General features: G+C 60.4%; 17 protein-coding genes and 2 tRNA genes. 4 read left to right on the top strand and 15 right to left on the bottom strand.

Annotation, left to right across the window (positions count from 1 at the left end; genetic code table 11):
• The 5 genes from VH564_RS19960 to VH564_RS19940 form a co-directional block, all read right to left on the bottom strand.
• The coding region (locus VH564_RS19960) for a hypothetical protein (RefSeq protein WP_423341613.1) at nucleotides 1–205 on the bottom strand (205 nt) is incomplete at its 3' end.
• Between the two features lie 62 nt (nucleotides 206–267).
• Nucleotides 268–762 (bottom strand): hypothetical protein, encoded by a 495-nt coding sequence (locus tag VH564_RS19955; protein WP_423341603.1) that lies wholly within the window; start codon nucleotides 760–762, stop codon nucleotides 268–270.
• A gap of 169 nt (nucleotides 763–931) precedes the next feature.
• Nucleotides 932–1,219, bottom strand: coding sequence for a hypothetical protein (locus tag VH564_RS19950; RefSeq protein WP_423341602.1), 288 nt, complete (start codon nucleotides 1,217–1,219; stop codon nucleotides 932–934).
• Nucleotides 1,220–1,461: 242 nt separating this feature from the next.
• Nucleotides 1,462–1,536: transfer RNA gene (locus VH564_RS19945), tRNA-Asn, on the bottom strand.
• 26 nt (nucleotides 1,537–1,562) lie between these two features.
• A complete protein-coding gene (locus VH564_RS19940) occupies nucleotides 1,563–1,796 on the bottom strand; it encodes a hypothetical protein (RefSeq protein WP_423341614.1) in 234 nt (77 codons plus the stop codon).
• Between VH564_RS19940 and VH564_RS19935 the strand changes: the two genes are divergently transcribed.
• The 4 genes from VH564_RS19935 to VH564_RS19920 all read left to right on the top strand — a co-directional run bounded on the left by VH564_RS19935 (nucleotide 1,711) and on the right by VH564_RS19920 (nucleotide 2,939).
• On the top strand, nucleotides 1,711–1,971 hold the full coding sequence (locus tag VH564_RS19935) for a hypothetical protein (RefSeq protein WP_423341601.1): 261 nt from the start codon (nucleotides 1,711–1,713) through the stop codon (nucleotides 1,969–1,971). The genes VH564_RS19940 and VH564_RS19935 overlap by 86 nt on opposite strands.
• A gap of 103 nt (nucleotides 1,972–2,074) precedes the next feature.
• Nucleotides 2,075–2,148 (top strand) — tRNA-Cys (locus tag VH564_RS19930).
• Nucleotides 2,149–2,329: 181 nt separating this feature from the next.
• On the top strand, nucleotides 2,330–2,641 hold the full coding sequence (locus tag VH564_RS19925; RefSeq protein ID WP_423341600.1) for a zinc ribbon domain-containing protein: 312 nt from the start codon (nucleotides 2,330–2,332) through the stop codon (nucleotides 2,639–2,641).
• Nucleotides 2,642–2,720: 79 nt separating this feature from the next.
• Complete coding sequence (locus tag VH564_RS19920; protein ID WP_423341599.1) at nucleotides 2,721–2,939, top strand: hypothetical protein; 219 nt, start codon at nucleotides 2,721–2,723, stop codon at nucleotides 2,937–2,939.
• Here the strand turns inward: VH564_RS19920 and VH564_RS19915 are convergent.
• The 10 genes from VH564_RS19915 to VH564_RS19870 form a co-directional block, all read right to left on the bottom strand.
• The gene (locus VH564_RS19915; RefSeq protein ID WP_423341598.1) at nucleotides 2,936–3,943 is read right to left on the bottom strand and encodes a hypothetical protein; all 1,008 of its coding nucleotides are present in this window, start codon (nucleotides 3,941–3,943) and stop codon (nucleotides 2,936–2,938) included. The two genes, VH564_RS19920 and VH564_RS19915, sit on opposite strands and share 4 nt — an antisense overlap.
• Nucleotides 3,944–3,946: 3 nt before the next feature.
• Nucleotides 3,947–4,309 (bottom strand): phage tail assembly chaperone, encoded by a 363-nt coding sequence (locus VH564_RS19910; protein ID WP_423341597.1) that lies wholly within the window; start codon nucleotides 4,307–4,309, stop codon nucleotides 3,947–3,949.
• Nucleotides 4,309–6,606: a tape measure protein gene (locus tag VH564_RS19905; RefSeq protein WP_423341596.1), complete on the bottom strand. Its 2,298-nt coding sequence runs from the start codon at nucleotides 6,604–6,606 to the stop codon at nucleotides 4,309–4,311. Before VH564_RS19905 ends, VH564_RS19910 begins: the two co-directional genes overlap by 1 nt.
• Nucleotides 6,606–8,225 carry a terminase large subunit gene (locus VH564_RS19900; protein WP_423341595.1) on the bottom strand — a complete coding sequence of 540 codons (1,620 nt, stop codon included), beginning with the start codon at nucleotides 8,223–8,225 and terminating at the stop codon, nucleotides 6,606–6,608. Before VH564_RS19900 ends, VH564_RS19905 begins: the two co-directional genes overlap by 1 nt.
• Nucleotides 8,191–8,595 (bottom strand): phage terminase small subunit P27 family, encoded by a 405-nt coding sequence (locus VH564_RS19895; protein WP_423341594.1) that lies wholly within the window; start codon nucleotides 8,593–8,595, stop codon nucleotides 8,191–8,193. The genes VH564_RS19900 and VH564_RS19895 overlap by 35 nt, the downstream gene beginning before the upstream one ends.
• Nucleotides 8,592–8,918, bottom strand: coding sequence for a phage head closure protein (locus VH564_RS19890; protein WP_423341593.1), 327 nt, complete (start codon nucleotides 8,916–8,918; stop codon nucleotides 8,592–8,594). The genes VH564_RS19895 and VH564_RS19890 overlap by 4 nt, the downstream gene beginning before the upstream one ends.
• On the bottom strand, nucleotides 8,915–9,325 hold the full coding sequence (locus VH564_RS19885) for a DUF3168 domain-containing protein (RefSeq protein WP_423341592.1): 411 nt from the start codon (nucleotides 9,323–9,325) through the stop codon (nucleotides 8,915–8,917). The genes VH564_RS19890 and VH564_RS19885 overlap by 4 nt, the downstream gene beginning before the upstream one ends.
• Complete coding sequence (locus VH564_RS19880) at nucleotides 9,322–9,741, bottom strand: HK97-gp10 family putative phage morphogenesis protein (protein ID WP_423341591.1); 420 nt, start codon at nucleotides 9,739–9,741, stop codon at nucleotides 9,322–9,324. The genes VH564_RS19885 and VH564_RS19880 overlap by 4 nt, the downstream gene beginning before the upstream one ends.
• Nucleotides 9,734–10,066 (bottom strand): head-tail connector protein, encoded by a 333-nt coding sequence (locus tag VH564_RS19875; RefSeq protein WP_423341590.1) that lies wholly within the window; start codon nucleotides 10,064–10,066, stop codon nucleotides 9,734–9,736. Before VH564_RS19875 ends, VH564_RS19880 begins: the two co-directional genes overlap by 8 nt.
• Before the next feature lie 177 nt (nucleotides 10,067–10,243).
• Nucleotides 10,244–10,726 carry a hypothetical protein gene (locus VH564_RS19870; RefSeq protein ID WP_423341589.1) on the bottom strand — a complete coding sequence of 161 codons (483 nt, stop codon included), beginning with the start codon at nucleotides 10,724–10,726 and terminating at the stop codon, nucleotides 10,244–10,246.
• Nucleotides 10,727–10,816: the final 90 nt, after the last annotated feature.

Genomic DNA, 10,816 nt, shown 5'->3' with positions numbered 1-10,816 from the left:
CGACCTTCTTGCGATGCTTGCCGGCCTTGTAGGCGATCTGCCGCTGCGTCTCGACGCCGGACAGCTCCGCCTCCGATTCCAGCTGCTTCACCCATTCGGCGACGCCGCCCGACAGCGGCGCGCCTTCGAACGGCGCCTGCGGCGCCTCCTCNGGAGCGGCGGGGCGGGAATGTGAAGAGGGTGTGAGTACAAAAGGGCAACGGATTTTTGCAGGCAGCGGCTGCATTAGGCAGTCCGCCGCCATGGGTCACCGAGCCCGGACCGAGACTAACGCGGCGCGCAGATCTCCGAGAGCTTCTTCTGGGCGAAGTTGCGGGCCAGTCCCTGGATCTCGCCGACAGAGCTCAGCAGCGCGCCGACCGGGCCGCTGACGCTGACACGTGCGTCGGTCACCTTGCAGGCACCGACATCGACGCTCATCGAGGCCTGCAGCTTGCCGCTTATGCCCATGCCCTTGAGCAACCCGCCATGGGCGCCGGACTTGCAGGCGAGGTCGGCGGTTGCATTGATCTGCACGCCATCGGGTGCGGTGCAGAGGTCGAGGCCGGTGAGGTTGAACCGTTCCTTCTGCTCGAAGCCCGGTATCTTGGCGCAGGGATCGGCTTCGTCGACGGCCTTCAGGATGCCTGGCCCGTATTTGCTCTGGAGGAGCGACCAGCAGCTCGGCGCCGCCATGGCCGCCGTCTGGGTCAGGGTGAGGGCGGCGAGGGTCGCTGCCCCGAGGTAAAGGCGGCGCAACAGAGAAACGGATGTCTGCTTCAAGGGATCATTCCTGGCTGAACAGGTTGATATCGATATAGCCGGCGACAATCTCGGTCGGAACAGGAGCGAGGTCGAAGGCGGCTAGCCGCCGTCAGTCTCCACTGCTTCGTCGTCGGGATCAACCGCGAATTTGCGCCGGCGGCTGCGCCTCGTCGGAATCAACCGTCGTCTAGTTGCTGCAATCCCACTCGTTGGCGATGATATAGACGCCCCGGCTGGCGACGCCGCCGCGCGGCGAAATCAGCTTGCCTTTGAGATAGTTGCCGCCGCCGACCTCTTTCCCCTCGAAGGTCCAGCTCATGCCAACCGTCGAGCCGTCGCTCCAGTCGGGATGGATATCGTCGGGATCGGGAGAGGCGAGGATTCGGGCGGCATCATCGTTGGGCGTGCACTGCAGCGCCAGCGCCATGCCTGGCGAAAGCAGCGTGGCGGCAATCAGGATCATCGCAATTCTCATGTCCATCTCCTCATGTCCCGCAGCCGCTGGGGTACAGCGAGTAACCCGACCCTTCCCGGAAACGGGTTCCTGACGTTGATGGTTGCAGGTCTCTCGGCGGTCCGCAACACGCGATCGGCGGAAGCGCAGGTTCATTTTTGGCCGGGACAACGCGGGCGTGGGCGGATGGACATGGATACCAGCAACCTGTTGCCAGGCATAACAAAAAAGCCTTTGCATCGCTGCAAAGGCTTTCTGTAATTTGGCTCCCCGGGCCAGATTCGAACTGGCGACCTGTCGATTAACAGTCGAATGCTCTACCGCTGAGCTACCAGGGAAGACCGCTTGGCGCGGTGTGAGTGGGCTAATACAAATGCTTTCTCGATTTGCCAAGCGGTTTTTTCAAAAATCGTTCATCGGCTTGCAATAAATGCCGATATCCCCATTTCCTGTGGATGACGGAAGCCAGAACAGGACCTGAACCGGACGCGTCGACGCGATCCAGATCGAAAATGCGGTTTGGCATCGACCATGCGCGCGGCAAGCTCGTGCTTGGATCGGTGCGGGTGCCCCTGCCGAAATCGCGGTTGGCGCGCATGTCGGTCGGCACAGCGCTGATCGGCGGAGGCTGCCTCGGCTTCCTGCCGATTCTCGGTTTCTGGATGGTCCCGCTCGGGCTCCTCATCCTCTCCCAAGACAGCGCCACCGTCCGCCGCGGGCGCAGAAGGGTGTCGGTCTGGTGGGGCAGGAAGAGGCAGCGCAGGCGGGGTTAGCGCGCGGTGCAGCCACCGGAATGCGAAAAATCGTGCCATTGAGATCGAAGGCTCTTGCGCTCTGTCTAGAGCTGGTCTAAATCGCCGCGACCACTACACGGACGGCCTCGTGGCGGAGTGGTGACGCAGAGGACTGCAAATCCTCGTACCCCGGTTCAATTCCGGGCGAGGCCTCCACTTTTTAAAGCAACAAAATCAATATTTTAGCTTGGCTGTGGCGGCCAAAGCGGTCTCTCCGTGTTGCATTCTTGTTGCAAGCTGATTTCCATGATTTCCGGCCACTTCCACTGACACGCGGCGAATCCATGCAACATGGATTGCAACATGCGGCAGCCTCTGCCACTTTGGCCGAAATGGGATGGGGGTTCAGTTGATTTTAACCGTGTGGTTGATTTGCGGGGTCGTCACGGCGATCATCGCGGGGTCCAAGGACCGGAATTGGGTTGGCTGGTTGCTGATCGGCCTTGTGCTGGGTATCTTCGGCGTGATCCTGATCGCCTGTATGCCGTCGCTCAGCCCGCAACTTGTCGCGGTATCGTCGGCACACCAACAGGCAGAGCATCGCGCTAGCAAGACCTGCCCTGAATGTGCCGAGACAGTTCTAATGGAGGCGAACGTCTGCAAGCATTGCGGCTTTAGGTTTAATAGCGTGAAGACGATCTCTAGCTAACCAGGCGGGCCGCTCAACAAGGTATGGCCGTCATGGCCACACCTTTCGTGCATCACACACATACCCAGAGGAATTGACGATGGATATATTACTGCGCCGTGTCGAATTCGAAGATCCTATCGACGGAATGGGTGCCTTTAATTTTTTGTATGAAGCGAAAGATTTCGGCATTGTATCGGAGTTTCACGTCCGGATTAAATCGAAAGACAGCAGCAATTTGCCTCAGGCCGAGGAGGCAGCCCGCAAGAGAATATATGGCCTTATAGCGAAGCTCGGCGCTGAAACGATCATCTCCTAAGCCGCCCTCCTGAACCACCCGTCGAAGACCTCTGTCGTCAGATAGATGACGTTGCTGGCCTTCTTCTTCTGGTGATAGTGCGCTGATGCCCGGCAGGTGGGGGAGCAGTAGGTGGCCGCCGGCGTCTTCGCAACGAACGTCTCCTCGCAATATGCACATACCTTTTCACAAGCGCGCTGCAGTCGCGCAATGCGGCGCCGACCTTGTTCTTCGCGATAGCTGCACGCCCTGGAGCAGAATGGCGCTGTGACGCATCCTGTAGAAAGGGGCTTACCGCACTCTCGGCATCCCTTTGTCTCACGAGGACGCGCAACTGAGCACGCCACCGAGCAATAAAGCCCTGTCGCGCTGGCTGGACGGAACGAAGTTCCACACGTCTTACAGTCCCGTTCCGGGATCCGGCGTCCATAGACCTGCGAACATTCGTGAGTGCAAAAGCGCTGATCGGCCTTCTTATAGTTGAAGGGCCGGAAGCCAGTGCCGCACTGAAGACAATCGCGTAGCGGCAGTTGCTCGCGTCGAATGACCCTGTATGCAGCCATGCCGGTTCTGGTCGCATGAAACCGATCTTCTTCGGACCTTTTCTGGATGGCGGAATTTGCGCACACCGACGAGCAGAACCGCCCCTGGCGCGCGCCGCTCGTAACCTCCTCCGGTAGGCCTTGGCCGCACCAGGCGCAGTTGTGGCATGGCTCCGCATAGTCTCGCTGCCCTTCTGCCCAGGACGGACGCTTCGCACCGATGAGGCTCAAGCCTTCCTGGACGATCAGGTCGGCTTCCAGATCGGACAACGGCCACCGATTGCCGTCGAGGCACATCGCGGACCTGAGACCATGCCGGACCGACGCCTCGTTCTCGAAGTGGCTAAACCGCCAATCTTTGAGCACGTCCATGACTTCGTCGACGACATGACGCCGCCGCTCTCCCTTCATGATCCGTCTGCCCTTTTGGGGCTTCATCAGTCTGTCGCGCCGCTTTTCGAGGAAGTTGTCGAGATAGGCCATGGGTCACCCAAATATTGCGTCAAACATTCCGACGTTCATCACCTGGCTGGAAATAGGCGGAAGCGTCTTGACGCCCGGCGCGTCACGCTGTCTCGCGAGATATGAATGATCGAGATAGGCCCGGTCCATTGCTCGGATGATCTCGACGTGTCGCGGTTCGAGCAGCCATCTGGTGGCGGCGGCATAGGCCTGTATCTCCTGGTATGAGATCGGGTTAGGCCCGTGGGCGTGATAGGTTCTCGCGTTGTGAAGATCGGTAAACCAGCGCCACACCAGCGCACCGCCCGCTGGCACTGCGACCTTCCTGGCACCCGTAGCAAGCTGCTGTTTCAGTGTCTCCACGAGAAGCTTTGCCAAATCGGCCATCAGATGATCCTCCGTTTGGTGGCATCCCTGATTGTCGCTATGGTCTTTGCGCCGAACTCCGAACGATCCTTAGCCATGACTGCCTGTAGGTTAGCAATTTCCTGGCTGGTCCCGGTAAAGTGGATGGTCGGCGCATAGGTTGCCGTTACGGTCATCCCGGCCGAGCCCTTGCCGAGATCGACGGGGATACGGCGACCATCAGGAAGAGGCACAGCAGCTTCCGGTCCCGCCTCGGCAAAGATCGACGGCCTGTTCTGGACGCCACCCTTGGCAAGCTTGGGTAGTCCAAGATCGAAGCCGCCACTCATGAAGGACGATGCAGCGCCGCTGCTACCACCGCCACCGAACAGGCTGGATATGATGCCTCCCAATCCGCCGCCGCCTTTGCCGGTGCTGAATATCGAATCAAACGCCAGGTCTTCGAGCTTGCTGGCGATCTTGCCGAGGGCATCCTTGAAGACATTGGCGGCCGACTCGCCTTGCGCAAATCCATCGACGATGCCGCGCGTAACGTCCTTTGATGTTTCGACAAGTTCGCGCTGGCGCTCGACGATCTTCTGTTGCGCATCATCGAGCCTATTCGCGGCCGCAACCGAGTCGGCGTACGCGGTCGAAAGCGCCTCGATCTGCGCAGTCTGTTTTTCCGTCACCTGGCCGTTGTTGATCTTCGCCTTGGTGTTGGCCTCCTTCGCGGCGGTCTCCAGCATGCTTTGCTGTTTGGCTTTGGCGACTGCAAACCCGTAGTCGTCGATCAGCGGGTTGAGCTTGGCTTGCGCCGCGGTCTCGGCATTGGTCGCATCCGTTCGCCTTCGGATAGCTTCGACTTCGGATGCAAAAGGGTCGCTCTTCGTGCCTTTGCCGCCGCTGGCTTTCTTGGTCGGATCGCCCTTCGGCGTGTATTTGGTATCGGTGATATCGACGCTACCGGCCTTGCTGTCGTCGACCTGAGTTGTGACCACCTTGCTTTGCGGATGGGCGATGGATGCGACGACAGGCGGGATCAGCGCCGCGTCCTTCGTATCTCGGACGGATTGCTTGATGGCGCCAACCTGCTTATCGATGGTGTCGAGATCGGCCTTGTACTGAGCGAGAGCGCCCTTGCCGGCGTCGATGTCATCGAGCCCCTGGCTTTTGATATCGGCGATTTGGCGTTCGATGCGAAGCCGCTGGTCTGCGAGATCCGTCAGCTGTTGATCCGAGGTCTTTTGCCCGAGCTCCATAAGCGACGGATTGGCGTCGCCCCTGTCGCCACCCTTGCCGAGAAGGTCGCCGACATTGAAGCCGGCGAGCTTGGTGAGAGCGCCATAGAGGCCGTCGACCTTGGCGATCGCTGTGAGGACAGCGTTCGTTATCAGATCGATGCCACCAACCACGCCGTCGAATTTAAGGTTGGGGATGGCGTCGGCGATCTTCTGGATTTCGAGCGCCAGGCCGGATGCTGCACCCGTCTGTTCGTTGAACTTGCCCGTTGCCTTGATGAGCGCCGTTTGCAGGTTCGTCATGGACTGGCCAACGGTCAGGGTGGCGCCGCCAAGCTGCCTGTCGAGGATGAAGCTACCGGCCTCGATCCCGTCGAAGAACGCCTTGTTCGATATCTTTCCATCCTTCACCAGCGCCGTAAGCGTCGAGACGGATCCGCCCGCCTGCTTGATGCCGGCCGCCGCCGCCTTCAGAAGCGGCAAGGCGCCGTCGATCAGCGAATTATATTCCTGCGCCTGTATCTTGTTTCCGCCGAACGCCTGCGCCAGCTGCAGCAGCGTACCGCTCGCCTCTTCTGCGCTTGTCCCGGTGATCTTCAGCGATTTGCCGACATTATCCGTTAGCCCGATCAGTTGTTCGGACGACACGCCAAGCTCGGCTTGGACGACCGAGACGCGGGAATAGAGCTGCGCCAAGGCCTCGATCGGCGCCGCGTTTTTCTGCGCAACGGCGAATAGCTTATCCATCACGCCGGCCAACTCCGCGCCTTCGAGGCCCGTCGTCCTTAGCGAGTTAGAGATTTTCGTGGCCGCGTCCGACAGGTTCGCAAATCCTTTGACGGCGGATATGCTCGCATAGGTGAGAGCGAAGGCCTTCCCAAAGGTGCCAATGCTTGTGGTCGTCGTCGCCAGCGCCTGGTTGATGCGCGCCGTCGAGCGCTGCATGTCCTGCTCCATGTTCTTCGTGGCGGCCGACGACTGCCGCTGAAGGGTCGTGAATGAGCGCGTGCCAGTCTGCTCGGCCTGCTTCATCTTCTTTTCGAAATCGTTGATTCTCGCCTCGAGAGATACGATCAGGCGTTCTTCATCTGTTGCCATTAAGCAAAGCTCCAATCTTCGATATCGTCGCCAGAATAGGTGTCGTAGGACGACCGCCCGCTGTCACCGGCGGCGCAGCGGGACACAGCCATGGCAGCCGCGACCGCGCCGTCGATCGACAGCCACAGCTTCGGCTTGGTGAATTTGGCGACATGGCCCTGATCATTGCGTTTCACGACCACGTTTGAAAAGCAGTGGCGCAGGACTGGGTTGCCGGCGTGATGGAACTCGCCGCCAAGTATGGCGCGCTCTAGCTCGTGGATCGCCGGCATCATCAGGGATGGCACCTGCCGGAAGTCGACTGCCGGCAGTCCCATTTCGAGGATCTTCGGCTGCACCTGGCGCGCCATGTATGGATCGAAGGCGATTTCTCGGACGTCCAGCTCTTCGCAGAGTTCAACGAGCTTGTTCTCGATCGCTTGGTAATCGATGACGGTGCCTTCGGTCGGTGTGATCAGCTCTTGCTCAGCCCACTCCTCATAGCCAGCGCCGGAGCTTTCCTCGCGCTTTGCGAGGTTCTCAGTCGGGCAGAAGAACCAAGGCCGGACGACGTAGCCTTCCGGCCGGCGCCAGCATGCCACGATGACGGAAAGGTCGGTTGTCGACGATAGGTCGACGGCAAGCCAGCAAGGCTCATTGGCGAGATAGTCGAAGTCGAACGGTTCGCCGCCCGCATCGTAGATGTCCATGTCGACGAAAGGGTCGGTGGCAGCATCTAGCCAGACATTGAGCTTCAGTTGCCGAAGCGACTGGCGCTCGCCTATGCTGCGCTCTGCCCGCTTGGCATGGCGACGGAAGCCGTCGAGCGAAGGATATCCGTGGCGTAGACCGGGATTGACCTTGTGCCACAGCGCTTCGTCTCGCCAATCGGCATCCCGATCGGCTTCGAAGAGGATCGGAAGAATCGTCGGGTCGTCGACGTCGCCGCGCGCCACCTTCCGGGCATCGTCGACGATTTCATGGGCGATGTTGTCCTGCCCACGGCCGGCGGTTGTCGCCACCACCAGCAAGGGGTTGTCGGTCTTGTCGAGACCTGTCGTCAGGGCTTCCCAGAGGTGACGGTTCGGCCATATGTGGATTTCATCGGCCAGGACAAAGACAGGGGTGCGGCCATGCTGCGGGCCGGCATCGCCTGAGATGACCTCAAGGTACGAACCTTCCTTCGGGAAAGTGATCTTCTTCGCGCTGTTGTGAGCGTCATAGACGCGGGTGGCAGCCACCAGGCGCTTGTCTTCCCGAACGATGCCTACGGCTTCCTTGAAGGCGATGCCGGCCTGCTGCCGATCGGCTGCCGCGAAGATGCACTCCCCTGCGGGGGAACGTTCCGGGCCGATCGTATGGAGCAATGCAAGTGCTGCTGATATCGACGTCTTGCGGTTCCCGCGAGGAAGCAGGAGGACGACAGTCTTGACGATGCGCGACCCGTCGTCGTGACGAGGGCCGTAGATCCGCCGGACGATGCGCTCCTGCCATTCGTCCAACTTGAAGCCGTTTTTGGGGAGGATGCTCTTCGGGTGACGAAGCGATCGGAGAAACTTGACGGCGCGCTCGCCGCGGCCGAACGGATCATCGATCGCCGAGCCATCATATATCCAATGGGGATAGGTCGTCGTCGCCATCGCTGTCCTCCCTTACGGCTGGCCGCGAACGCGACACAGGTGTGAGGCCGAGTTCGGCCGCAAGCAGGCGGGCCCGGGTCATGGCGTCGGACTGGACGCCGACGGCGGGGTTCCGCTTGAACGCGCCGTCCAGTTCGTAGACGTGACCGTGTTCCTGCAGGTGTCGATCCATCTCGCGGACGGTACCTATCGAGACGCAATAGTTCTCGAAGCTACCGAGGTCGGCGACGGTGAGGATGCGGCGCTCGACAACTATGGGCATGACGCGCTCCCATTCCGCCTGGGCATCCGGTGACAGCCAAGCGGGCGGCGGCATGATGGTCTTCACGGCGGCCTTGTCGCTGATGATCTCCGGCTTCGCTCCCCTCACTGTGTCACCACCTGTTGACATCTGAGTTCGAGGCCTTCGCGGCGACCGATCTCCTTCACCTCTTTGATGTTGAAAAAGGCGCCTTGATAGGACACTCGGTCGGAGTTTGTTACGCCAGCGAGCCACCGGGTTCGGAAGATGATGACTGTCTCGTCGGTCGCGCCGGCTGACCGGATATACTCGTCGGTGGAAGCCTGGACGATCTGCGCCCGGAGCGTGGCAAGTGCGGTAAAGCCTGGCGTCACGGTACCCATGTCATCGGGTTCCGGATCGGTCGTCCAACGCTGGATTTGAATGGTGCGGTCTAGCTTGCCGGCTCTCACAGTAGCTCCTCCACCTTCGCGGAAACGGTGACGACGGCGTGCGAGGTCTCGCCATCGGGGTCGCGGAGGAACCTCATGCTCTGGACGAAGCTGTCGACGAAGTGAAAGCCGTCCACTGGGCTCAATTTTGAGCGCAGCGTCGTGCGGATTGCGCCAGCGATTAGCTTTACTCCAGCGGTGGAAACCTCCTTTTTCCAGACGTGAAGGTCCATATAGACCCGCGTCAGGTTCCGGCTGATGCTGTCGTTCTCGTCGAGGCTCTGCCCTTCGCCGATGATGATGGAGGGCGACGGGTTCGGCCGCTCGTTGCGATCTAGGATCGAAGCGACAGGAACGAGAAAAGTGACGATCTCCTCAGAAATGAGGAGACCTCTGATTGCCTTCTGCAGGGCGATTTCAGGGCTCATTTGCTTCCCCAATTCTTTCGGACGGCAGTGCCGATGGCGCGCTTGATGCGCTGAGTAGTGCGCTTCCGGGCAAGCCGAACGGCCGGCCAGAAGAACGGCTGCGCTTGTGACCTCGTCGTCCCGTACTCGACGAGGTGCGCGTACCGGACTTCCTTGTCGCCGGCGGTGATGATGGTCTCGGTCGGGCCCGCGACCCGCGAGCCGCCCGGCTGAGAGTATGCTGGCGTCGACTGCCCTGGCGGCGTGACCGCGATTGAATTCTTCAGGTCGCCGCTCTCTTCCGGGGCCAGGCGCTCGATGTCATCGGCAATTTCATGGGCCGATTGGCTCAAGACAGGAGCGACGGACTGCTTCACAGCCTCGGGAATAGCCCTCATGCGGGCCTGAAATCGGGAAAGCCCGCCGTCGTCAGCCATCGAAACTGAACTCCCGGTATTCTTGGATGATCTGCTCGACGCCAAACGGGATGGAGAAGACCGTCGATCCGATGACGGTTGCCTCGCGGTTCTCGTACCATTGCGCGGCAAGCTGGCTGACGGCCTCGATCAGCGCCGGCGGCACCGTCGAAACAGGCGGGTTGCCGACGGGCGGATAGTTGGCCTCGATCTTGTAGCCGAGCAGCCTCTCGACGTGATCCTGAGCCGCGGCAAGCTTCCTGCCGAGCAGTGCATCGTCACCAGCCCCCAGATCCGGGGTCAGGTTCAATTGCTCTTTCAGCTCTGCCACAGTCAAAATCGGCATCTAAAAAAATCCTATTTAGGTGATGTCTTGCGCGAGAGACCGTGCGCCGGTCTCCTTGAAAGGGGCAAAGTCGTGCCCCACCCCCCCCGGGTGTTGCCATGATGGCAATGGCTTGCCACCTGCATGACTCAAGCACCTTCGAGGGAGTGGCCATGATGGCCATACCTTTGTCGTTCATCACGTTCCCGGCGCTGCATTGGTGCGGACGACGTTGCTGTTCACCTCGAGGGTGACATTCAGCTTCATGATGGAGTTCGCCGTGTCGTACTGTTCTGCCTGGCTGGTCACCAGGGCAATGAACAAGCGGGTCGAGGGAGTGCCACCTTCAGGTGCGTCGTTCATCGTGACCTTGAAGGCGAAGTTGTTGACCGACTTCTCTGCGGCGATGATCGCCTGCTGTCCCGGGTCCGCGTAATCGATGTTGAAGACCACCTGCATCGAGCCGGCGTTCCGCGTGCCCTTGACTTTGACGTCTCGGTTGCGGTCGATGACAGCGGCGGTGATGACCTGAGCTGTGTCACCAAGCGAGCCCATGCTGTCGAGGTTCTTCGCCTCTACCCATGTCACGCTGGTGAAGTCGGCCAGCACCATGTCTGCGTCGTTGTCAGTTATGGGGCCGCCAATGTGCAGCTTCATACCGGCGGTTGCGAAAAGAGACATTGCTTTATCCTTTGTTTGCGCGCCGCTCACGGGCGGCATCTATGGCGTTGCACCTCTGACAACCGGGCATCCAGTTGGAGCGGACCATAC

The organism is Rhizobium sp. HT1-10 (assembly GCF_049472505.1).
In the GTDB taxonomy this organism is placed as follows: Bacteria; Pseudomonadota; Alphaproteobacteria; order Rhizobiales; family Rhizobiaceae; genus Rhizobium.
This window is presented reverse-complemented; position numbering and strand designations above follow the sequence as displayed.

Bases quoted from the DNA above. Each gene is read 5' to 3' on its own strand.
- VH564_RS19900 (WP_423341595.1), bottom strand. From the start codon at position 8,225: ATGGCGACGACGACCTATCCCCATTGGATATATGATGGCTCGGCGATC.
- VH564_RS19885 (WP_423341592.1), bottom strand. From the start codon at position 9,325: ATGAGCCCTGAAATCGCCCTGCAGAAGGCAATCAGAGGTCTCCTCATT.
- VH564_RS19915 (WP_423341598.1), bottom strand. From the start codon at position 3,943: ATGGCCTATCTCGACAACTTCCTCGAAAAGCGGCGCGACAGACTGATG.
- VH564_RS19905 (WP_423341596.1), bottom strand. From the start codon at position 6,606: ATGGCAACAGATGAAGAACGCCTGATCGTATCTCTCGAGGCGAGAATC.
- VH564_RS19880 (WP_423341591.1), bottom strand. From the start codon at position 9,741: ATGGCTGACGACGGCGGGCTTTCCCGATTTCAGGCCCGCATGAGGGCT.
- VH564_RS19940 (WP_423341614.1), bottom strand. From the start codon at position 1,796: ATGCGCGCCAACCGCGATTTCGGCAGGGGCACCCGCACCGATCCAAGC.
- VH564_RS19920 (WP_423341599.1), top strand. From the start codon at position 2,721: ATGGATATATTACTGCGCCGTGTCGAATTCGAAGATCCTATCGACGGA.
- VH564_RS19870 (WP_423341589.1), bottom strand. From the start codon at position 10,726: ATGTCTCTTTTCGCAACCGCCGGTATGAAGCTGCACATTGGCGGCCCC.
- VH564_RS19910 (WP_423341597.1), bottom strand. From the start codon at position 4,309: ATGGCCGATTTGGCAAAGCTTCTCGTGGAGACACTGAAACAGCAGCTT.
- VH564_RS19875 (WP_423341590.1), bottom strand. From the start codon at position 10,066: ATGCCGATTTTGACTGTGGCAGAGCTGAAAGAGCAATTGAACCTGACC.
- VH564_RS19950 (WP_423341602.1), bottom strand. From the start codon at position 1,219: ATGAGAATTGCGATGATCCTGATTGCCGCCACGCTGCTTTCGCCAGGC.
- VH564_RS19925 (WP_423341600.1), top strand. From the start codon at position 2,330: ATGGGGGTTCAGTTGATTTTAACCGTGTGGTTGATTTGCGGGGTCGTC.
- VH564_RS19935 (WP_423341601.1), top strand. From the start codon at position 1,711: ATGCGGTTTGGCATCGACCATGCGCGCGGCAAGCTCGTGCTTGGATCG.